Genomic DNA, 22,229 nt, shown 5'->3' with positions numbered 1-22,229 from the left:
GCCATATATGTATATTGAGCAATGATATGCCATTACCGGACCGGTGACACATGAAATTGCAGCAGCTGCGTTATATAGTTGAAGTGCTGAACCACAATCTTAACGTTTCCTCTACCGCTGAAAGCCTGTATACCTCACAGCCTGGGATCAGTAAACAGGTGCGTATGCTGGAAGATGAACTGGGCATTCAGGTATTTGGCCGCAGTGGCAAGCACCTTACCCATGTTACCCCTGCCGGGCGTGATGTTATTGATATAGCACAGCAAATTCTGGCAAAAGTTGAAAGTATCAAGGCGGTTGCCAAAGAGCATACGCTGCCGGATCAGGGCAAACTGAATATTGCTACCACTCATACCCAGGCACGATATGCCCTGCCGCCTGTGATCAGTGGCTTTATGCATAAATACCCTAAGGTATCGCTGCATATGCATCAGGGCACACCACAACAAATTTCTGAAGCAGCTTCACGCGGCGATGCCGATTTTGCTATTGCTACCGAGGCTTTGCATTTATACAGCGATCTGGTGATGTTACCGTGTTATCACTGGAACCGCAGTGTTATCGTGCGGCAGGACCACCCGTTACTGCAACTTGGTGGCAAAATTACCGTAGAAGATGTTGCACAACATCCGATAGTAACCTACGTATTCGGTTTTACCGGCCGCTCTGAGCTGGACCGGGCTTTTGCCGCTAAAGGGCTGGAGCCGAAAATTGTGTTTACTGCTACCGATGCCGACGTAATTAAAACTTATGTCAGGCTGGGCCTGGGCGTTGGGGTTATAGCGTCCATGGCAATGGATAAAACGCTGGACAAAGATTTAGTTGCTATAGATGCCAGCCATCTATTTGATGCCTCCACCACTAAAATCGGTTTTCGAAAAGGTGCGTTTTTACGTACCTACATGTACGATTTTATTGAGCGTTTTGCACCGCATCTGACAAAAGATGTGGTAGAAAAAGCCAATATGCTGCGCAATCAGGAAGAAATTGATCGCATGTTTGCCCGCTTTGAGTTACCGGTGCGCTAGCTTACTGTTATCGCCTGCGCGCTGGCATTAATCAGCATTGCTGAGTTTTGTCCGGCGCGCTCGTGTCCTGCCCATATTAATATCCCTGGTACGTTAAGTCTCAGCAATAACATGCTTTGATCAGATGTGCATAAGTCTGGCTTATACACTACGCTTAGGGCGTCACATAACGCCTTGAGGTGTAATATGAAAACTTACATGCTGTTGGTCGTTGTCGTATTTTTACTGTTATCGGGCTGTAAACCTGCATCTGAGCCGGGGATGCCTGTTGCTGCCACTGAAACACCGCTGCAAACTACACCATGCCGTTTTACTATGGGTTTAGATGCCTGGGAGCCATACCAATATATGACGGTTGGCAATACCGTTACCGGGCTTGATGTTGAGCTGGTACAAAATGTAGTTGCGGATATGGGTTGCACGTTGGATGTGGTGCAGGGCAGTTGGCTTGAGCTTTTGACACTGCTGAAAAATGGCGATGTCGATTTTGTATTGGGAGCATCTAAAACTGCAGAGCGGGAAGAGTTCGCTTTTTTCTCAGAGCCTTACCGCCAGGAGCGTTTTCAGTTGTATGTCCGCAAAGAGCAGGTCGGTTTGCCTTACTCCGGCTTAAAAGAATTTGTTGCTGCCGGGCATAGGGTAGGGGTAGTCAATGAATATTATTATGGTGACGAAGTGGCTGAGCTGTATGCAGATGATAATTTGCGGCCACTCTTTGTCGGCGCCATTATCAGTGAGCTGAATATGGCGCGCTTACTGGATGAAGAAATAGATGGCCTGCTGGAGGATAGCTTCGTCGGTGCTGCAATATTACGGCGCAAGGGGCTGGACAAGTATATTCAGCCACATAATATCAGCCTTGGCAGTTCTGATGTTTATGTTATGTTTAGTCAGATATCGGTATCAGCAGATCAGGTTGCACAGTTTAATGCCGGCTTAGCCCAGCTGCGTGACAATGGCCAGTACAACCAGATTGTTGATAAATACCGTAACTAGCTAAAACTAGCTACGCGGCAGGGTAAACTGTTGTTGTAGCAAGCTGGCTGTGAAACTGGCTTTAAGATAAAAGCCGCGCGGTAAGGTGCGGATTGGTTCGCCATCAGCGCCTATGGCATCTGTCAGTGCCTTGCTGTTGGCTGCTTTGGGGCGCAGTTGCAATACTTTGCCGGTAGCGCCCCTGATATTATGTATACCGCCAAGGCTGATAAGCTCCATCAGCTCTTCCCAGTCCTGCTGCAGTGCCTGTTGTTGCTGTGGGTCTGGCTGCCATAAAAATGCGCTACCGGCCATTCGGTCCGGTAACGGAATTTGCCGCTCTGCCAGTACCGGTAACCACAGCACTTTTTGCAGTTTCCGGCAAACCCATGATTCATGCCATTGTTGCCCGGCTACGCCGGTTAACGGTGCCACGCAAACATAGGTACTTTCCAGTGGTTTGCCGTTGCGGTCTATTGGCAGAGTTTTTAATTCAACTCCCAATTGCGGAAAGTCTGGTTCAGCTTTAGAGCCTGCGCTGGCACCCAGTACTTGCTCCAGTAACTGGCCAACCCAGCCTTTGTCTTTCTTCAGGTTAGCCGGAACCTGCAACTGCGCCTGGGCAGCAATTTGTCCCAGAGTCAGCCCTGCCAGTGCCTGGCAGCGAGCCAGTAATTCTTCTGTTGAGGCCGGTGATGTAAACATGGTTATCGCCTTTAGCAAATACCGGATAACGCTAGCATTTTTTACAGCTTTTGGCTGCTTAAAAACACAGCAAACCAACTTACACACAGCTGCAGTATAAAATTATTAGCGTCGGGAAATGGTTAACTAATTGAATTTTCTAGCTAATGCCTGGTGGTTCTGTCAGGCATTTTTTTGCTGTATTAAGTTATGCAATGGCTAATCTGTGGCTATGCACAGTTTTATCAACAGAGTCTGTGAAAAAGTGCACATTCTTTGGTGCTGCAATAGTGCAACTGTGGATAACTGTGTAAAAGGTGTGGCAAAAATACCGTTTGCCGAAGTAGCGACTTTATGAAAGAATCTTTGGCATAGTGATTTGTGATCCGCCAGAGGTTTGTGTGATCGATGCCGAAGGTTTTCGGGCCAATGTCGGCATAGTGATTTGTAACCACCAGGGACAGGTGTTTTGGGCAAAACGGTATGGTCAGCATTCCTGGCAGTATCCACAGGGTGGCATTGATGATGGTGAAACACCTGAACAAGCCATGTTTCGCGAATTAAATGAAGAAGTAGGTCTTAGCGCTGATGATGTGGAAATTATTGCCACAACCAAGCACTGGTTAAGATATAAATTACCTAAACGTTTAATTCGCAAAGACAGTAATCCTGTGTGTATTGGCCAGAAGCAAAAGTGGTTTTTGCTACGCCTGACCTGCGCTGACGAAGATGTAAACTTACTTAAAACCACTCATCCGGAGTTTGATAGCTGGCGCTGGGTTAGTTACTGGTACCCGGTACGGCAGGTGGTGGCATTTAAGCGGGAAGTTTACCGAAAAGTCATGAAAGAGTTTGCTCCGGTCGCTTTGCCGTTTATACGCCGCGAAGGTAAGAAAAAAGGTTAATTCAACAGGATAGCACCTGTGACAACGAGGCTCTTATGTTAGGCCAGTTACGGCGAATTGTTCAGGATGTAGCACAAGAGCCAGTGCTTCAAAATGCATTAGCTGGCTTAGTAACAAGTGTAAAACAGGCACTGACCACTGAGTGTTGTTCAGTGTATCTGGCTGATTATGAGCAGCAACATTTTATGCTGATGGCCACAGATGGTTTAAACCCGGATGCCATCGGCAATATTGCTATCGGTTTCTCTGAGGGACTAATTGGCTGGGTAGGCCAGCGTGAAGAGCCTATTAATCTGGCCAAAGCCCATTTGCACCCCCGCTTTAAAGTTACTCCTGAGGTAAGCGAAGACCGTTTCTCTGCTTTTCTGGGTTGTCCTATTATCCATCACCGTAAAGTACTCGGCGTACTGACAATTCAGCAAGCGGCAGAACGGGTATTTAACGAAGACGAAGAATCTTTTCTGGTAACACTTGGGGCGCAGTTAGCCTCTGTGCTGGCCAATGCTGAAATGCGCCAGGCAGCCAGTGAAAGCAGCCCCAGCCAGACACAAAGCGGCCAGTTAAAAGGTTTGCCCGGTGCGCCCGGCATTGCTATTGGCGAGGCTTTTGTGCTGGAGCCGGCGAATGATTTTAATGCCATTTCGTTAAAACGCGCAGATGATCCGGAAAAAGAGCTGGCGCACTTTTATCGGGCGGTAAAAATTACCAAAGCAGAATTTAACCGCTTGGCCGAGCGCATGAGTGGCCATTTACCGGCTGATGCTCTGGCTATTTTTGATGTTTATCACCAACTGCTGGACGCGGCCAGTTTGGGTAATGAAATAGAGCTGCAAATAGCTGAGGGCTGGTGTGCTAAAAGTGCACTTAAGCGGGTGGTAGAAAAGTTTGCCCGCCAGTTTGATGACATGGACGATGCTTATTTACGTGAACGTGGCACTGATATCCGCGATTTAGGGCAGCGGGTACTGAACAATTTGCTGGATACTGAGCAGCGCAAAATTAAACTGCCGGAAAAAGTAGTACTGGTAGCTGACAACGTTACGGCCACTATGCTGGCAGAAGTACCACGTGAACAACTTGTGGCTATCGTGTCGCTAAAAGGCTCGGTAAACTCGCATGCCGCTATTATGGCAAGGGCGCTGGGTATTCCTGCTGTTATGGGCGTTAGCGAGCTACCATTATTACACTGGCAGGGGCAGCGTCTGATTGTAGATGGTTATCAGGGCCATATTTTATTGTCGCCGGTTGAAGCCATTTGCGCTGAATATCAGCGTTTAATCAGTGAAGATGTCGCGCTAAATGCCCGTTATCTGGCTGAAATAGCGCAGCCGTCACAATCGTTGTGTGGCAAACAGTTTAACCTGATGGTTAACTCCGGGCTGGCAATTGAACTGGAAACCACTAATCCGGTGTATACCGACGGAGTTGGTCTGTACCGTACAGAATTTCCGTTTATTATGCGCAGCCGTTTTCCTACCGAGCAGGAGCAGGTTGAACTGTACCGTAAGGTACTGGAAAACTATCCTACCAAGCCGGTTGTTATGCGCACGCTGGATGTTGGCGGTGACAAAGCCCTACCGTACTTTAGCATTGATGAAGAAAACCCGTTTTTGGGCTGGCGTGGTATCCGCCTGACACTGGATCATCCGGAAATATTTCTGGTGCAAATTCGGGCTATGTTAAAAGCTAATCTGGCGCTGGATAATCTGCATATCTTACTGCCGATGATTTCTGATCTGGCCGAGGTAGATGAATCTGTGCGGCTGATCAGGCAGGCCAGCTTTGAGGTAAGTGATGAGCTGGCTATTGAGCTGCTTAAACCTAAGATTGGCGTAATGATTGAAGTGCCGTCAATTATGTATCAATTGCCAGAGTTAGCCCGTAAAGTAGATTTTTGCTCTATTGGCACTAATGATTTAACCCAGTATCTGTTAGCGGTAGATCGCAACAACCCTCGTGTTGCCAGCTTGTACGATGCGATGCACCCGGCAGTACTCAGGGCTTTGCATCAGTTTAGTTTACAGGCACAGGGGCTGCAGTTTCCTACCAGCGTTTGTGGCGAGCTTGCAGGTGAACCTGCCGGTATTCTGTTGCTGGCTGCAATGGGATACAACAGCTTCAGTATGAACAGCAGCAATCTGGCAAAAATTAAATGGTTGCTGCGCCGGGTAGAATTATCTGAACTGGCATTATTACTGCCGCAGGTACTGGCCTGCCAGTCGGCCAAACAGGTACGGTTACAGGTGCAGCGCTTTTTAGAGCAAAAACAGTTATTAAGCCAGTTACGTGCCTGATATCCATCTTTTTACCCGGCCAGCCTGTTATACTGCGGCGTCATTATACATAAAGAGAAATCTGTGCTTACTGTTGTTTTAATCGCAATTGTGCTGGGAGCTGTGGTTGGCTTTTTTGCCGGTTTACTGGGTATTGGCGGTGGCCTTATCGTTGTACCGGTGCTGGTAATGTTGTTACCGGCTTTTGAGATTGTTACGCCACAACATGCCATGCTGGTGGCTATTGCTACTTCGTTGGCTTCCATTATTGTTACCGCCAGTGCATCTGTGTTTGAGCATCACCGCTGGGGCAATGTGCCCTGGTCTCTGGCGGGTACCATTATGCTGGGTTCTGCAATGGGAGCCTGGCTTGTTGGTTATATGGCACATAATATCAGTGGCGATGTACTGCAGCTTATTTTTGGTATTGCGGTATTGCTGCTGGCCTTACGTATGCTCGGGTCGCGCTCGGCTGTGGGTAAAAGAGCCTTGCCTCATAATGGTATTGTTATGATGATTTCGTCGGTTTTGGGCGGCATTGCCAGTTTGCTGGGTATTGGTGGCGGAGCTCTGTTTGTACCGGTATTAAACTACTTTTCTGTCGATATGCGCCGTGCTATAGGCTGTGCTGCTGCCAGCGGTATTGCTATCGCCGTTTTTGGTACTCTGGGCTATGTTATCGCTGGCTGGCAGCATTATGAATTGTCACAAGGCTTTATTGGTTATATCTATCTGCCGGTGCTATTTGGCATTGTACTGACATCGGTATTTACGGCACCTATTGGTGCCCGTTTGACCCAGCGCTTGCCGGTACTGGCAATGAAGCGGGTATTTGGTGTGTTTTTATTGTTGGTATCCGCAAAAATGATTTTTAGTTAAGGGTAGCTATGTCTGCAAGTTATATTACATTTCCACAAATAGATCCGGTGATCTTTTCTGTTGGCCCGGTAAGCCTGCGCTGGTACGGTTTAATGTACCTTATTGCTTTTGCTATAGCCTGGAGGCTGGCTAACCGGGCCGCTAAAAAGCCGGGATCCGGCTGGACTGAGCAGCAGGTAAGCGACTTATTATTTATCGGCTTTTTGGGTGTGATCCTTGGCGGGCGTATTGGCTATGTGCTGTTTTATCAGTTCGAGCTGTTTATGCAGGAGCCGTTGTATTTATTTAAAATATGGACTGGCGGTATGTCATTTCACGGTGGCTTGTTAGGGGTGCTGGTTGCGATGGCCTGGTTTGGCCGTAAAAATAACAAGCCTTATCTGCAACTGGGCGATTTTGTGGCTCCGCTTATTCCACTTGGCCTGGCAGCAGGCCGCTTAGGTAATTTTATTAATGCTGAATTGTGGGGCCGCACTACCGACGTGCCATGGGGCGTATTGTTTCCGGGGGCAGGGCCTGCGCCGCGCCACCCATCACAGTTATATGAGTTTGCGCTGGAAGGTGTGGTGTTGTTTGTGCTGATTATGCTGTACCGGCGCTTTTCTCCGCCGGTAGGGGCTTTGGGTGGGTTATTTCTTGCCGGTTATGGTAGTGCGCGGTTTTTTGTTGAGTTTTACCGTGAGCCGGATGCGCACCTGGGGGTGTTATCTGCAGGTATGTCGATGGGGCAGTGGCTGTCATTACCGATGATTATTGCCGGCACAGGGCTGATTATTTTTGCTTACGTGCATAACAACAAAGCGGCTAAACAGGTTGTAAAAGTATGAAACAGTACCTTGATTTAATGCGCCATTTACTGGAACACGGTCACAAAAAAACTGATCGCACCGGTACCGGCACCATCAGTGTATTTGGTTATCAGATGCGGTTTGATTTACAGCAGGGCTTTCCGCTGGTGACTACTAAAAAATGCCATCTGCGCTCTATTATTCACGAGTTACTGTGGTTTTTAAAAGGTGAAACGAATATCGAATACCTCAAAGACAATGGTGTGTCGATATGGGATGAATGGGCCACGGCAGAAGGCGAGCTGGGGCCGGTGTATGGTGCGCAGTGGCGCAGCTGGCAAGCCGCAGATGGCCGGGTAATTGACCAGATAAGCCAGCTAATTGCCGATATTAAACGCACACCGGATTCACGCCGCCTGATAGTCAGCGCCTGGAACCCGGCACTGCTGCCTGACACCTCTGTATCGCCCAAAGAAAATGCCGCCATGGGCAAGCAGGCGTTACCACCGTGTCACACGCTGTTCCAGTTTTATGTGAACGACGGCAAGTTGTCATGCCAGCTATACCAGCGCAGTGCCGATATTTTCCTGGGGGTGCCGTTTAACATTGCCAGTTATGCGCTGTTAACACTAATGGTGGCACAGGTATGTGATTTGCAGCCGGGAGACTTTGTGCATACCTTTGGTGATGCCCATTTGTACCTGAACCATTTAGAGCAAGTGAACACCCAACTGGCGCGCCAGCCTCATCCGTTACCGCAAATGCAGCTTAACCCGGCGGTAAAAGATATTTTTGCTTTTACTATTGCTGATTTTACGCTGCACAATTATCAGGCGCATCCGCATATTAAAGCGCCCGTTGCGATCTGAGTGCCAAAAGGTTGCCATTTTTTATGGCGCGTATTTTGCTTAACTTCTGCAGACATTTTGCCGAGGTTGCATATGAAAGCGATATTTTATCCTGTACTGGCCTGCCTGCTGCTGAGTTGTAGCAGCGCAGTGCCGGTTGCTAAATCCAGAAATCAGCCTGCGCTGAGCGAGTATCCGTTGCATTACTACACTCAGCAACTGGCCGACAGTCTATTTGCCCAGTTGCCAAAGCAGCAGGCTATTTTCTATGTTGCCCCGCAAATTGCTGTCGCATCCTTTTTACCTGTGAACACACTGTCGCTGACAGATGCAGACGCTGGTGAAAAGCAGCTGGCAAATCAGCTTAGCGAGAGCATGCTGGCACATGCCCGTCAGCGTGGCCTTAAAGTATATGACTACCATTTGCGCGCGCAAGTATTGCTGGGGGGAGATCATGAGCAGGCTTTATCACGCCAGCTTAGTGATATAGAAAGTGCCAGTGATGCCGATACACTGTTAGTGGGCACATACAGCGCAATGGAAGACGGTTATCTGGTTAATGCCAGGCTAATCAGCATTGCAGATAAACAGGTACTGGCCGCGGCCAGCGGTTATGTGCCCAATAATGTGTTATGGAGCCAGCAGCGGGTGGGTAAACGCGGTGACAAACTCTACCGGCAGGACCTTACAGGAGAACAAAAATGAAAGCCTTGTTAATTATCGGTGGCCTGATACTGCTGGCTGGCTGTGCCAGGCAACCGGAGCAGCCAAGCAGTGTGGTTACTACCTCTGAACGCGGCGCTCGGTTAAACACGGCGGCGAGCTACCAATTGGCTTCTGTAGTGGCGTTACCTGCAGAAAACCAGCCAATGCTGACAGCGAACGAATATTCCCGAGCGCTGGTGCACGAGCTTATGTCTGGCCAGCGCCAGATGGAAGAAGGCGGCATGGTAGGCGTTACTGACTTTGCCTTCGTAGATACCGGCCTGGACCAGGGTAGCGTGTTAAGTAATCACATGAGTGAAGCCATGATTTATGATCTGCATAAATTTGGTGTAGCGGTGCTGGATTACAAAGCTACAGACTTTATCCGGGTAACACCCAGTGGTGATTTTGCCCTGAGTCGTGACTTTACCGAATTAAGCGGCGAACTGCCTATACGGTATGTAGTAACGGGTACCATGACGGCCCATAAGCAAGGTGTGCTGGTAAATGCCCGCTTAATCCACATTGGTTCTAAGCAGGTTATTTCAGCTGCCCGTACTTTTATGCCGCAACCGGTAGTGCAGGCCATTATTAAGCGTAGCGGTAACGACAAGCTGCAGCTAAAACAAGGTTAAGTAATGTTAAAGAAAACCTGTATCGTGGCCGATACCTGTTTAATCAATAGTTTATCAGGCCAGGGTTGCGATGAAATTATCAGTTTTATGCGGTGCAGTCGTTCTGTTATCGGGTTGTCAGTTCCAATTAGCTGACACCGGCAGCCAAACAGCTCCGGCGGCAGAGTTGTTGCCGGAACAGGTTATATTGCCAGGCAATAACGGCAACTATTTACCGGCTGTTGCCGCACGGGTAAATACCAAACCATTGACCGATTACGCCGCTGATTTGGCGTTACAACTGATGATGTCAATGCACTACACGCCACCGCAGCAGGCAATAGCAATCAGTTCACTGGTTTGGTTTGATCATCAGCTTACCAACAGCAATGCGCTGGGGAATCAGTTAGCTGAGCATCTTTATGTACATTTGCAACGTCTGGGCGTATCTGTGGCAGATATTAAAGTAGGCCGCCAAATCCGTGTTACTGCGCAGGGCGATTTTGCCTTAAGCCGTGGCCGCTATCTGGACGCAGCGCAGGATGTGCGTTACGTACTGACAGGCACCTTACTGCAGGATGCCGGTGGTACAGTGGTAAATGTGCGTGTTGTACACTTACAGCATAAAACCGTTATTGCTACCGGCCAGGTGCATATTCCTGATGCTGTACTAAACCCTGCCGCTGCAACGGCACAGTATATAGCCTCACCTTAGATAATCATCCATTGCTAAACTGGTATTTTATACCCTGATACGGGTATTATCAGCGCCGGATCTTTAAGCTGCGGAGAATACGCATGGATACACTGAGCGCAGTGGCGCTGGTAAGAAGCCTGTCGGCGCAGCCGTGTCCTGTTACTTTGCTGGGCACATTAATTAACTGGCTCAGTTACAGCGAGTTTGGTACTGAGCCGGCGCAACGGGCGGCAAAATTACGCGACGCTCTGCAAAATAACCCCCGCCATAGTGCAGAGATTGGCAACGTACTGTTTAACTGGCTGGGCGAGGTAAATATTTACCCGGCACTGGTTAACCTGGGCCTGTTTTCCCGTTCCGGTTTTTTACGCGAAATGGCCTCCCGGCTTTACGAGCGCTTTAACCCGGCTCCGCGGGATCAGAATGATCTTGCTGATGTGCTGGTGCAAATGTGCGACGGCAAAAGTGACGCCCGCTGGCTGCATAAACTTAATAAAGAAGATGTGCTGGCTTGCTTTAGTTTAATTGCCCAGCATTGCAGCGCTAGTGCATTGCAGAAAATGACTGCGCATTTTCGTGAAGAAAGCTTGTACGCGCTGGAAATGCTGGCTATCTGGGTTGCGGCTGAAGAAATTGAACCTGATCTGATGCGGCTGGACCGGCGCCTTAGCAGTATTGACTCTCCCTTTATAGCGCTAAGCCGCGAAATGAATCTGTTTGTAGAAAGTGGCCGGCGCCGGTTGAGCGAGCCGGATGCGGCATTGCACGACACCGCTCATTTACAGGTAATGATGCAGCAATCACGCGAGCAGGTAGAGCGCTTACGGCGGCGGGGAGCCGGTGTGGGCAGCTCTGTATCGGTAGCACATTTGCTGGAGCGGCTGGAACAAACGCTGGACCGTATCGACATGCTGCTGGACGTGCTTACCAGTGATGCTGGCAGCCAGCCTGTTAAAGTACAGGTGATGCTCATGGTGCTGGTTGAAGCCAGTGGTGAGCACAACAGTATTTCAGCCTTATGGCGCAGCAGTACCCAAATGCTGTCAAAAAGTATCACCATTAATAAAAGTGGCCATGGTGAGCATTATATTACCCGTACCAGAGCAGAGTTTTTCACACTGATGCGTTCAGCAGCCGGTGCCGGCGTTATTATTGCGCTGATGGCGCTGATCAAAATTTATCTTGAAAGCCAGGGCTTTAGCCCGTTACATAAATCGTTATTGGTTAGCCTGAACTACGGCCTGGGCTTTGTGCTGGTACATATGCTGCACTTTACCATTGCTACCAAACAACCGGCGATGACAGCCGCCAGCTTTGCACAGGAAGTCGAGCGGGGAGAAAACGGCAGGGCAGTAAACCGCAAACTAGCCGGCTTATTGATCGACGTAAACCGCTCGCAATGGGCTGCGGTGTGGGGCAATGTCAGTAGTGCCGTCCTGCTGGCCAGCAGTATAGCTTTGCTTACAGTAGTGATAACCGGCACACCACTGTTGAATACTGAAATGGTGGCATACCAGCTTAAATCATTGTCACCGGTTAGTGGGCTGGCATTGTTTTATGCTGCTATTGCCGGTATCTGGCTGTTTTGTGCCGGTATTATTGCCGGTTTTTTTGATAACCGCGCCAACTGCCTTGAACTGAGATTGCGGTTATATCATCATCCGCTGCTGAAACGGTTACTGTCTGACAACCGCCGCCAGCGTTTTGCCGATTACCTGCATGATAACTATGGTGCACTGGCCGGGAATTTTTTCTTTGGTGTGTTACTGGGCATGACCGGTTATCTGGGATATTTAACCGGTTTGCCGTTAGATATCCGTCATGTGGCGTTTTCGTCGGCTAATTTGGGCTACAGCGCAGTCAGTGGTGAAATCGGTATACTGAATTTTCTGCTGCATCTGCTGTTTGTGCTGATGATTGGTTTTGTAAACTTATGGGTAAGCTTTACGCTGGCGCTGACTATCGCCCTGCGGGCGCGTGGCACTAAAATAAGCCGGTTTCGTTTACTGCTGAAAAGTATTTGGGAGCAAGCAAAGCAACAGCCTTTGCAGGTGTTTTTTCCGGTAGACATAATACGCCAAACACTGGCTGAAGCCGATAAAGCTGACAGCAAAGCCGCCAATAAGCACTGACACAAACTTTTAACTAAATACCCCCGCCAGACGCTTCGTGTCTGGCGGTAACATTGCTTAATCCCGGTGTTAATCAGGCAATGGAATAAACTCTTCGTCGTCATCCACTACTTTAGCAAAACGCCCTGCAGCCCAATCTTGCCGTGCTTGTTCTATGCGTTCTTTACAGCTGGAGATAAAATTCCAGTTGATAAACCGCGGGCCGACATTTTCGCCGCCAATAATGGCAATTCTGCTTTCCTGATTAGCAGTAATAGTTACCCCTTTGGCTGCAGAAAATACCACCATACTAAACTCCGGCACCAAGCTGTCTTTCATCTGTAATTGGCCTTTGGCAACATACACAGCACGCTCTTCACATTCAGGCAGGGTAAGTGATTGGCCAGGTTGCAGGTGCGCTTCAATATATAGCGTATTGGCATAGGTCTTTACCGGCGACTTCACGCCATAAGCTTCGCCCATCAGCACCCGCAGCGCCACACCATTAACCGTTTTTACCGGAATATCGCGTTCTGGGTAATGGTAAAACGCCGGGGCAATTTCTTCATCTTTTACCGGCAGTGCCAGCCAAAGCTGAAAACCGTGTAAGCGGTGGGCACTGCTACGCACTTCTGGCCGTTCACGCTCTGAGTGCGTAATACCGCGGCCTGCCACCATCAAATTAATATCGCCGGGTGTAATAGTCTGGTAACTGCCCAGCGAGTCGCGGTGCAGTATTTCACCTTCTAGCAGGTAGGTAACGGTTGCCAGGTTAATATGTGGGTGCGGCCGCACATTAATACCGCTGTCGGGGGAAAAATCAGCCGGGCCTATGTGGTCGAAAAATATCCACGGCCCTACCATTTTACGCTGTCGGGTAGGTAAAGTGCGCTTAACTTTAAACTCACCTAAATCGGTTTCACGCGGTTGTATGATCAACTCAATAGCGTCACAACCCTGATTGATATTGCATTCAAGTTCGGTGTTTTCGGTTTCAATGCTCATTTGCAATGCCCTTTAGTTGCCAGTCTTAAGTTAAAGATTACTCGGCCCAGAATGGACACTAAAGGTTTTAAAATCAAGTTTGCCGGTAGGTGATTTAGAACTTTAGATGAAGCTTTATATGGCTGCCTTTGTGGCGCTGCGCACCCCAAAGGTGGCAGTGCCGGAACGCAATGCATTCCGGCAAAAGCTTTAACTGCTTAATATTTGAAAGCAATCTAAATTGTATATTTAAATCATTCATCGTTGGTAGTAGATTTGGAAAACACTATGACGATCAAGGCTGTTAGGATGCGCCAATGCCTCCATGCCTGGCGCTTAATTAATCTGCATGTGTTGCTATTGGCAACTGCCACAGCATGTTTGGCGATGATCATCCTTTATGGCGCTGCTTGGTTGCACAAACAAAATATGATTTTCCAGTAAAATGTGCTGCATTAAATCTTCTTTCAGCTCCTTTAAGCCAATATACAGGGCGGTCCAGGTGTTGCAGGCATCTGCCGGCAACGTGATGTCATTGGTCAGTTGGTCAAGTTTTTCCAGCGCATCGCCATGTTGCAGGTGTTCTTCTTCCATCACGCTGATGGGCCCGGCCGGATAGATGCCGCCTGCCAACATCGGAAACAGAATTTGCTCTTCCTTCATCATATGGCTCTCTAATTCCTGATACATATCATCCAGGTGATCGGCCAGGCCTGCTGGGCATTGTGGATCCTGACCATGAACATGTTCAACTCTGCGCGCCAGGCGACACAGCTCTGGCAACTGCTGGCGATGCCGCTGATGAAAGCGGGTTAAAATATGTTCTATCAGCTGTTTTACCGGTACTGTGCGCCAATCGATATGTTCCGTCGGTTGCTGCTGCAATGTTTGCAGGGCTTTTACAATATCGTCTGTTGGCAACTGCCGTTTGGCAAGGGCTTCACGCAGGCTAAGCTGGCCTCCACAACAAAAATCCAGTTTGTGCTGATGAAATACGGCGGTAGCGCCAGCTACGGAAGTGGCGATCTCGCCTAAAGATTGATCCAATAATGACATAAATACTCCTGACTAAGTAATTAACATGCCGGGGAAGGATTCCCGTCTGGTTGTAAATGGCAAGAGTCAGGCCAAAACTACCACCTTTGATTTATATGGCTTTATTTGGGGCTATGGTAAATTGAACCCAGCAGAATCATGGTTAAAATAACCCAAGGGTCATAACTACTATGTTGGAAGAAAGTTTAATTGCAGATTTGGTGACAGATCTGCCAGCCGCTGTGCGGTTACAGCGTTTAGTCAGTACCTTACGTAATCATTTCGGCTGTGGAGCTGTAGGGCTGCTTAAACTTGAGCACGATATATTAAAGCCGGTGGCCTTGCATGGTTTAGTGCGCGAAGCGCTTGGGCGCAGGTTTGTGATTAGCCAGCATCCGCGGCTAGCCGCTATTTTAGCTAGTCGCAATCCGGTGCGGTTTGAGCCTGATTGTGGCTTGCCAGACCCATACGATGGTTTATTGGCAGAGCAACCGGGCTTGGCGCTGCCTGTGCATGATTGTATGGGCATAGCCCTGTACATTGAAGGCCGTTGTTGGGGTGGGCTAACACTGGACGCGTTAGAAGCCGGTAGTTTTTCTGCAGCAGCTGTATTTGAACTGCAGCGTTATAGCTTGCTGGTAGAAGCGGCAGTGCGAACAACTGAGCTGGAGCAAGCTAACCGGGCATTGCGACTTAATCAACAGGCCGATGAACAGCAATTTGAACCGGCCGCCAAGCTGCGCTATGAACTGATTGGTCAAAGTAAAGTACTGCAACAAATTCTGCAGGAACTTACCGTAGTGGCAAATTCTGACTTGCCGGTATTGCTGCTGGGAGAAACCGGGGTGGGTAAAGAACTGTTTGCCCGGCATTTGCACCGCAGCTCAGCCCGGGCCAGTAAACCGATGATTTACCTAAATTGCGCAGCGTTGCCGGAAAGTCTGGCTGAAAGTGAATTGTTTGGCCATAACAAGGGCGCTTTTTCCGGGGCTCACAGTGAACGGGCGGGGCGGTTTGAAGCGGCTGATGGTGGCACCTTGTTTCTGGATGAAGTGGGTGAGTTGCCGCTATTGGTGCAGGCTAAACTGCTGCGTGTATTACAAAATGGTGAAATTCAGCGACTGGGATCTGATAAGACACGGCTGGTGAATGTGCGCTTAGTTGCCGCCACTAACCGTGATTTGAAACAGCAGGTAAAAAGTGGTGAGTTTCGCGCCGATTTATATCACCGTCTGTCAGTATATCCTTTACCCATCCCGCCCTTGCGCGAGCGGCGGGATGATATTCCGTTGCTGGCCGGTCATTTTTTAGAACTAAACCGCAGTCGGCTTGGACTCAGGGCTCTGCGTTTAGCGCCGGCTGCTGAACTGGCACTGTTAAGCTATGACTGGCCTGGCAATGTGCGCGAGCTGGAGCATGTCATCAGCCGTGCGGCAATTAAAGCATTAAGTCATGGTGCAGCGCGCAGCGACATTGTAACACTAGGTGCTGAGCTGTTGGATATTGACAACGTGACCGTAGCAGAGCAGCACACTGCACTAAATAACCCCGTGCAGTACGACGCAGCCATTACACTTAAGCAGGCCGTTAACCAACTGCAACGACATATGATCCAACAAGCGTTGGCGCAGCATGATGGCAGTTGGTCACATGCCGCGCGACAGTTAGAGTTGGACCCGAGTAACCTGCATAAACTGGCACAGCGGTTAGGGCTAAAATAATGTGGCATATCATTAAGCTGTTTTTTTGGCGGCTGTTGGCTTTAATAAGTTTAATCCTGGGGCTTATCGGTATTCCTTTGCCAGGCTTGCCGACGGTACCCTTTATTCTGCTTAGCGCCTGGTCAGCCGGCAAAGGTTGGCCGGCATTAGAGCATTGGCTGCTAACTCATTCGCGATTGGGGCCGCCGGTAGTAGCATGGCGTACACATGGCATAGTGCCGCGCCATGCCAAATATCTGGCCAGCGCTATGATGATATTAAGCGCCGTGCTTATTCAGTTTTCAGGTGCACCGAAGTTACTCAAACTAATGTTACCGCTATTTCTATTAGTGGTAGCCTGCTGGTTATGGCGCAGGCCTGAACACACAAAGCAGGATGAAAAACATGACAAAACCGTTTAGATCCCAGCCGTTGAACCAACAGCAGGCTATGCGCTACAGCCGCCAGCTTATGTTGCCGGCATTGGATTTTAGAGGCCAGGAGGCCTTGCTGGCCAGTAAAGTATTATTGGTTGGTATGGGAGGGCTAGGTTGTGCCGCTGCACCTTATCTGGTGGCTAGCGGTATAGGCAGTATCACCTTGGTAGATGACGACACTATTGACCGGAGTAACTTACAGCGGCAAATCCTGTATCGCGAAGCCGATATCGGCCAGAGTAAAGTACAGCAAGCGACGGCGAGCCTACAAGCGCTAAACTCTGACATTGCCATTAACACCTTGCAGCAACGCTTAACTGCCGACGATTTAGCCCAGCTGGTACCACAGTTTTCACTGGTGCTGGATTGCACCGATAACCTCGCCACCCGCAATGCCATCAACGCGGCCTGCGTTAATGCTAAAGTACCGCTGGTAGCCGGCGCTGCTATCCGTTTTGAGGGGCAGGTTGCCAGCTTTAGTATGCAAGGCGAGGGCGCCTGTTATCACTGTTTAAGCCAGCTGTATGGCGAGCAGCAGCTAACCTGCATGGAAGCCGGCATTCTAAGCCCGGTAGTAGGAGTAATCGGTGTCATGCAGGCACTGGAGACGGTAAAAATCCTCGCCGGAGTCGGTAGGCCACTGTACGGCAAGCTGCAGTTATTTGATGGTTTAACCAGCCAATGGCAGCAGTTTAGTTTAAACCAAGATCCCGCGTGTAGTGTTTGTGGTTAAGTTTGGATGAGCTCTGTCGCTTGCGGCAGTATATCGCTGTGCACCATTTGCAACAGTTTATAGGCATCGCCTAAATCGCAGTTATCGTGATCGCGTTTTTTATAACCCAGCGAAGTTAGCTCTATATGCCAGGTGGGTACTACATTCACCGTAGCGAGGGTTTGTTTTACGCAATTAAGCTGGCAGCCATCGACTGCTAGTATTGGCCGACCGGATTGGGCTATTTTTACCAGCTGTTTTACTCGGCCGCCTACACCGGCAATACACGACATTTGTGCTGAGCCTTCACGGTCAAGTATTACGGCTAAATCATTAGCCAACTGCGCCACACTGGAGCAGCCAGAGCAGGAATATACCAGAGGCTTGTTATTGTAATCGGTGTTCATTCTGAATTCCGTCATGGTAAGAGCATTCACCCAGTGTAAAAGCCGTGACGGGTTGCGGCTTGATATAAATCAAAGCCTCGGTACGCTTACCCCTTCAGAGGTAAGGGAGTTTACCCTGGCCGGCCATCTGGCCTGGGTGTGGTTAGCACCGGGAAGTACACCAGGACATAAAGTGTATAAGCCAGCACCCAGCCGCCTACGCCTAACCATAGCCATTGCATAGTCTGGGCCGGCCATAGCCAAATGAATACCGTGCGGCTTATCGCAGCAGCCATTACCAGCAAAAACGCCAGCGACATAATGGTGTGCGGTTTAAGCATGCGACCACTATGGCCAAGTGACACCCTTGCCATCATGCTTAAAATCATGCTGCCCATGGCACCGGCAGTGAGTGCATGCAGTGCTATGCTATTGCTTATATTTACCCCGGCGTAGCGTGCGCTGTACAGGGCTAACCCCAGTGGGATACACCAGTACGCCAGATGTAGCGACCACAGCAGTGGCACTTTAACCGTAAGCCAGATTTTCCAGCGCAGGCAGCGCAGGGCGGTGAGCAGGGCACTTAAGGCAAACAAGCCGCTCATTGCCAGTGGCGGCAGGTATTTACTCAGTGCAAAAAAGTGCAGCACGAAAATCAGCCATAAAGAACCCAGCGCGGCGCGATCCAGCCAGACCATGGCTTCCACCTTTTTGGTTTGGGTGCCATTAGCGGTAAACATCGGCAGCACCCGACCACCGACTATTGCCATCAGCAGCGTAACCAGCCAGATGGCATTTTGGCTGCCCAATTGCATTAAATCATAGCGATTGTAGGTCACGCCGATATACATCAGTGCATTGCAGGCAGTCAGCAGCAACAGCAGCGGTATAAAAAACAGGTTGCGCTGCTGGCCGGTTTTAATAAGGGGTATGGCTAACAATGCCGCGCACACCGGCAGAAAGCTCAAATCCACCGCTGCCACCAGATACAACGGTAAGCTCTGGCCAAACAACAACAGTAGGCGAGCGCTTAACCACAGCAAGCTGATAAACAGCAGACTTTTACCATGTGGCGCCCGCAGCCCGGTCCAGTTTTGCACTGCGGTCAGTAAAAAACCGATAACAATAGCGGCAACAAAACCAAACAGCATTTCATGGCTGTGCCAGAACAGCACGTTGGCAAAAGGCTTAAGCTGAATATGGCCGGCCAGAGTCAGGCCCCACAGCAGCATAGCAATAGCACTAAAGGCCGCACCAAATAAAAACATTGGCCGAAACGCCTGGCGCAATAGCGGCAACAGCTTTTGCTCGGTTGCCAGATCAGTAATTTGCATGGTTTATCCTTAGCTTAAAGAGGTTGATCCTCATCGCGTAAAAAATTCTCTGTGCGTGCCTGGGCCAGCTTTTGCTGGTATTTTGCCGCTTGGTTGGCAAAAAACATGGTGATCATACACAGCGCCAGTACGCCATATAAAATCATAAAACAGCCGGTAACAATGCCCAGCACGTCTTGCGCCACGCCAAACAGTATCGGCAGGGTACAGCCACCCAAGGCGCCGATAGCTGCAACAAAACCACCGGCACTGCCCATATGCTGTGGGTAATAATCGTGGATCACTTTATATACACTGGCACGGCCAAAACCCTGGGCCACGCCGATAACAAAAATTAGTAAGGTAAACCACCAGACATTAAGGCCAATTTCCAACTGCACATCCTTTTCCAGGCCATGCACAATCAACGTAGTTGGCGGGTAGCTGAGAAAAAACAAACAAACGAGACAGACCCAGAATACGCTCCAGTTTACCGCGCGGCCACCGTAACGATCGGCAAACCAGCCACCCAATGCCCTTACCATGCTTGAGGTAGCAACAAAAAACAGGGTAAAGGCCATAGCTTGCTGTGCATTCATCGCATAGGCCTGCATATAGTACTGTGGCAGCCACAACAGCAGTGCTAAAAAACTGCCGAACACAAAGTAGTAGTACAGGGAAAAGCGCCATATGCGGGCATCTGTTGCCAGCGTACGCAGGCTAAGCACTGCGGCTTGAGTATATGCCTGAGCGGGCTCTGCCGGTGACAAAAGTGCGAACAACACAGTGATCAGTAACATACCTGCGGCATAAAGCGGCCCCACCCACTGCCAGCCAAGATAAGTTACCGCCAGCGGCACCAGCACAAAGGTAATGGCAACACCGGCATTACCCACGCCAAATAAACCCAGCGCCCGGCCCTGACGGCTTGAGGCAAACCAGATGCTGACATAGCGCACGCCAAAGGTAAAAGACACACCGCTGAGACCAAACCAGAGTCCTAGCCATAAATGGCCGCTGTAGCTATCGACCAGTGGCAGCAGTAACAGCGCCGGCATTACTGCCAGCATCTGGTAAAGCCATAAGCGCCGGCTACTGATACGGTCCGCCAGTATGCCAAGCGGCACCCGCAGTATGGCGCCGGTTAATATCGGTGCCGCCAGCAGTATGCCGTATTGTGTAGCGCTAAGCGTCAGCTGCTGTTGCAACGCTATGCCCATTACGGCGTATAAGGTCCAGACCGAAAAGCAGGCGGAAAAGGCCAGTGTTGCCAGCAGTAGCGCGCGGTTGGCACCTGGCAGCGTCGCCTGTGCCAGCGTGGTGGGAGTAACATGCTTCATAGCAAAATATCCGCCAATCAGTATTACTGCTTAGTGTAACGTCAAAGTTGAATGCTGCCGCAGCGCAGAGGGTGTACCTCTGACGCGCTGGCTAGGATAGGGAGGGGCGGGTAGTTACACCAAAGTGGGTAGCAGACATCGAAATATTGCGCCGCCGCAGCGACGGCTGGACTACTCACAAAGTGATATTTAATTGTTTTATAATAAAAAACTGCCGTTTACGCTTTGTTCTATATCAATGATTTTACCGCATCAGCTCTCTACACTTGGCGCAGTTTATCTGTTAATCCTGTGGAGAATGTTATGGCTGGACCTGCTTTAGCAACTGCAAGCGGCAGTAGGTTAAACCTGCTGAATTTCGCTGAGCAAAAAGTAAAAATGCTGCACCTTACCTGGTTTGCTTTCTTTTTAACTTTCGTTATCTGGTTCGCCCATGCACCATTACTCATTCATATTAAAGAGGCACTGGCACTAACCGACGCGCAGGTTAAAGCTTTGCTGATCCTAAACGTGGCTATAACCATACCCGCACGTATTGTCGTGGGTATGCTGGTGGACCGTTATGGCCCGCGTATTATGTATTCTTTGCTGTTGTTTATCTCAGCGCTGCTTTGTATTGGTTTTGCCTTTGCGCAAACTTACGATGCACTGGCGTTGTTTCGTTTTTTACTGGGTTTTGTTGGGGCCGGTTTTGTAGTAGGCATCCGCCTGGTAGGCGAGTGGTTTCCGCATCATCAGGTGGGTACTGCAGAAGGCATCTATGGAGGCTGGGGTAACTTTGGCTCAGCCGCTGCAGCCATGACGCTACCGGCATTGGCGCTAGCTTATGGAGGTGCCGATGGCTGGCGTTATGCAATTGGTACTGTGGGCGTAATCAGTGCGGTATATGCGCTGGTATTTTACAAATATGCCCGTAATACCCCTAAAGGCTCAGTGTATTTTAAGCCGAAAAAAACCGGGGCTATGGTGGTATCCAGCTGGAGCGCCTTGTGGGGCTTAATCTTAATGAACATCCCTATGCATCTGGCGCTGGGCATGCTGGCCTGGCGCTTGTCACCGGCCGGAGTTAACCTGTTTTCTACCGATATGATGTATGCATTCTGGGGCATACTGCTGGTGTTGTTTGTGGTACAAACGCAGCAAACCTTACGTATTAATGTTGAGCATTTACGAGCCGGCGTGCCGGAGGCGGATAAATACAGCTTTAAGCAGGTTGGTATTTTAAATATTGCCTACTTTGCTACTTTTGGCTCAGAGCTGGCGGTGGTATCGATGCTGCCATTGTACTTTCTGGAAACCTTCGAGGGCTTAAGTGCGGTGAAAGCCGGTTTACTGGCCTCGGGTTTTGCCTTTATGAACCTGGTTTCGCGGCCTATGGGAGGCTGGTTTTCTGATAAATTTGGCCGGCGTAAAAGCATGCTGATCTTAATTGGCGGTTTAGCGGCCGGTTATTTTCTGATGGGTTTGATGGACAGCCACTGGTGGATCCCGCTGGCGGTGCTGGCCACCATGGCCTGTAGCTTCTTTGTGCAAGCCGGCGAGGGCGCGGTATTTGCCATAGTACCACTGATTAAACGCAGCATGACCGGCCAGATTGCCGGTATGGCCGGGGCTTACGGTAATGTTGGCGCGGTGGTGTATTTAACCGTTCTTAGCTATGTCAGCTACAGTATGTTCTTCTATGTTATCGCTGCCTCTGCCTTGGTGGGCCTGGTTGCGGTAATGTTTTTGGACGACCCGAAAGGCCATATTACCGAAGTAGGAGAAGACGGTACTGTGCACCGGATTAATGTCGGTTAATGTGACTACTGTGAG

Annotated in this window: 21 protein-coding genes; 15 read left to right on the top strand and 6 right to left on the bottom strand. The window is 49.7% G+C overall.

What is annotated here, in order from left to right; genetic code table 11:
* Window positions 1-50: 50 nt before the first annotated feature.
* Both cysB and M2404_RS17870 read left to right on the top strand, forming a co-directional pair.
* The gene (cysB, locus tag M2404_RS17875) at window positions 51-1,028 is read left to right on the top strand and encodes an HTH-type transcriptional regulator CysB (RefSeq protein ID WP_092795461.1); all 978 of its coding nucleotides are present in this window, start codon (window positions 51-53) and stop codon (window positions 1,026-1,028) included.
* 186 nt (window positions 1,029-1,214) lie between these two features.
* On the top strand, window positions 1,215-2,024 hold the full coding sequence (locus M2404_RS17870) for a substrate-binding periplasmic protein (protein ID WP_259241106.1): 810 nt from the start codon (window positions 1,215-1,217) through the stop codon (window positions 2,022-2,024).
* A 6-nt stretch (window positions 2,025-2,030) separates the two neighbouring features.
* Here the strand turns inward: M2404_RS17870 and mutH are convergent, their stop codons facing one another.
* On the bottom strand, window positions 2,031-2,708 hold the full coding sequence (gene mutH, locus M2404_RS17865) for a DNA mismatch repair endonuclease MutH (protein WP_259241105.1): 678 nt from the start codon (window positions 2,706-2,708) through the stop codon (window positions 2,031-2,033).
* A 380-nt stretch (window positions 2,709-3,088) separates the two neighbouring features.
* Between mutH and rppH the strand changes: the two genes are divergently transcribed.
* From rppH to M2404_RS17820, 9 genes are all read left to right on the top strand, one after another.
* Entirely contained in the window at window positions 3,089-3,592 is a 504-nt protein-coding gene (rppH, locus tag M2404_RS17860; RefSeq protein ID WP_215397850.1) for an RNA pyrophosphohydrolase, read from the top strand.
* Window positions 3,593-3,627: 35 nt separating this feature from the next.
* On the top strand, window positions 3,628-5,886 hold the full coding sequence (ptsP, locus tag M2404_RS17855; protein ID WP_259241103.1) for a phosphoenolpyruvate--protein phosphotransferase: 2,259 nt from the start codon (window positions 3,628-3,630) through the stop codon (window positions 5,884-5,886).
* A 63-nt stretch (window positions 5,887-5,949) separates the two neighbouring features.
* Entirely contained in the window at window positions 5,950-6,744 is a 795-nt protein-coding gene (locus tag M2404_RS17850; RefSeq protein WP_259241102.1) for a sulfite exporter TauE/SafE family protein, read from the top strand.
* 8 nt (window positions 6,745-6,752) lie between these two features.
* Window positions 6,753-7,571 (top strand): prolipoprotein diacylglyceryl transferase, encoded by an 819-nt coding sequence (gene lgt, locus M2404_RS17845; protein WP_259241101.1) that lies wholly within the window; start codon window positions 6,753-6,755, stop codon window positions 7,569-7,571.
* Window positions 7,568-8,401, top strand: coding sequence for a thymidylate synthase (locus tag M2404_RS17840; RefSeq protein WP_259241100.1), 834 nt, complete (start codon window positions 7,568-7,570; stop codon window positions 8,399-8,401). Before lgt ends, M2404_RS17840 begins: the two co-directional genes overlap by 4 nt.
* Window positions 8,402-8,473: 72 nt before the next feature.
* Complete coding sequence (locus tag M2404_RS17835; RefSeq protein ID WP_259241099.1) at window positions 8,474-9,085, top strand: FlgO family outer membrane protein; 612 nt, start codon at window positions 8,474-8,476, stop codon at window positions 9,083-9,085.
* Window positions 9,082-9,720: a FlgO family outer membrane protein gene (locus M2404_RS17830; protein ID WP_259241098.1), complete on the top strand. Its 639-nt coding sequence runs from the start codon at window positions 9,082-9,084 to the stop codon at window positions 9,718-9,720. Before M2404_RS17835 ends, M2404_RS17830 begins: the two co-directional genes overlap by 4 nt.
* A gap of 70 nt (window positions 9,721-9,790) precedes the next feature.
* On the top strand, window positions 9,791-10,414 hold the full coding sequence (locus M2404_RS17825) for a FlgO family outer membrane protein (protein ID WP_259241097.1): 624 nt from the start codon (window positions 9,791-9,793) through the stop codon (window positions 10,412-10,414).
* An 83-nt stretch (window positions 10,415-10,497) separates the two neighbouring features.
* Window positions 10,498-12,528 (top strand): site-specific recombinase, encoded by a 2,031-nt coding sequence (locus M2404_RS17820; protein ID WP_259241096.1) that lies wholly within the window; start codon window positions 10,498-10,500, stop codon window positions 12,526-12,528.
* 69 nt (window positions 12,529-12,597) lie between these two features.
* On the opposite strand, the gene M2404_RS17815 is transcribed toward M2404_RS17820, so the two are convergent.
* Both M2404_RS17815 and ytfE read right to left on the bottom strand, forming a co-directional pair.
* On the bottom strand, window positions 12,598-13,512 hold the full coding sequence (locus tag M2404_RS17815) for a pirin family protein (RefSeq protein WP_259241094.1): 915 nt from the start codon (window positions 13,510-13,512) through the stop codon (window positions 12,598-12,600).
* A gap of 336 nt (window positions 13,513-13,848) precedes the next feature.
* Entirely contained in the window at window positions 13,849-14,547 is a 699-nt protein-coding gene (ytfE, locus tag M2404_RS17810) for an iron-sulfur cluster repair protein YtfE (protein WP_259241093.1), read from the bottom strand.
* A gap of 170 nt (window positions 14,548-14,717) precedes the next feature.
* Between ytfE and norR the strand changes: the two genes are divergently transcribed.
* From norR to M2404_RS17795, 3 genes are read left to right on the top strand one after another with little or no spacing between them, the layout of a single operon-like run.
* Window positions 14,718-16,247 (top strand): nitric oxide reductase transcriptional regulator NorR, encoded by a 1,530-nt coding sequence (gene norR, locus M2404_RS17805; RefSeq protein ID WP_259241092.1) that lies wholly within the window; start codon window positions 14,718-14,720, stop codon window positions 16,245-16,247.
* Window positions 16,247-16,648, top strand: coding sequence for a YbaN family protein (locus tag M2404_RS17800; protein ID WP_259241091.1), 402 nt, complete (start codon window positions 16,247-16,249; stop codon window positions 16,646-16,648). The genes norR and M2404_RS17800 overlap by 1 nt, the downstream gene beginning before the upstream one ends.
* Window positions 16,632-17,396 (top strand): HesA/MoeB/ThiF family protein, encoded by a 765-nt coding sequence (locus M2404_RS17795; protein ID WP_259241090.1) that lies wholly within the window; start codon window positions 16,632-16,634, stop codon window positions 17,394-17,396. Before M2404_RS17800 ends, M2404_RS17795 begins: the two co-directional genes overlap by 17 nt.
* Here M2404_RS17795 and M2404_RS17790 read toward each other — a convergent pair.
* From M2404_RS17790 to M2404_RS17780, 3 genes are all read right to left on the bottom strand, one after another.
* Window positions 17,393-17,782, bottom strand: a complete 390-nt coding sequence (locus M2404_RS17790) for a putative zinc-binding protein (RefSeq protein WP_259241089.1) — start codon at window positions 17,780-17,782, stop codon at window positions 17,393-17,395. The two genes, M2404_RS17795 and M2404_RS17790, sit on opposite strands and share 4 nt — an antisense overlap.
* A gap of 110 nt (window positions 17,783-17,892) precedes the next feature.
* Complete coding sequence (locus M2404_RS17785; RefSeq protein WP_259241088.1) at window positions 17,893-19,095, bottom strand: NnrS family protein; 1,203 nt, start codon at window positions 19,093-19,095, stop codon at window positions 17,893-17,895.
* Between the two features lie 14 nt (window positions 19,096-19,109).
* Window positions 19,110-20,414 (bottom strand): MFS transporter, encoded by a 1,305-nt coding sequence (locus M2404_RS17780; RefSeq protein WP_259241087.1) that lies wholly within the window; start codon window positions 20,412-20,414, stop codon window positions 19,110-19,112.
* A gap of 303 nt (window positions 20,415-20,717) precedes the next feature.
* Between M2404_RS17780 and M2404_RS17775 the strand changes: the two genes are divergently transcribed.
* Complete coding sequence (locus tag M2404_RS17775; RefSeq protein WP_259241086.1) at window positions 20,718-22,214, top strand: NarK family nitrate/nitrite MFS transporter; 1,497 nt, start codon at window positions 20,718-20,720, stop codon at window positions 22,212-22,214.
* Window positions 22,215-22,229: the final 15 nt, after the last annotated feature.

Origin of the sequence: Rheinheimera pacifica (assembly GCF_024809855.1) — a bacterium.
In the GTDB taxonomy this organism is placed as follows: Bacteria; Pseudomonadota; Gammaproteobacteria; order Enterobacterales; family Alteromonadaceae; genus Alishewanella; species Alishewanella pacifica_A.
The sequence above is the reverse complement of the archived record's forward strand: the minus strand, read 5'-3'. Positions and strand labels throughout refer to the sequence as shown.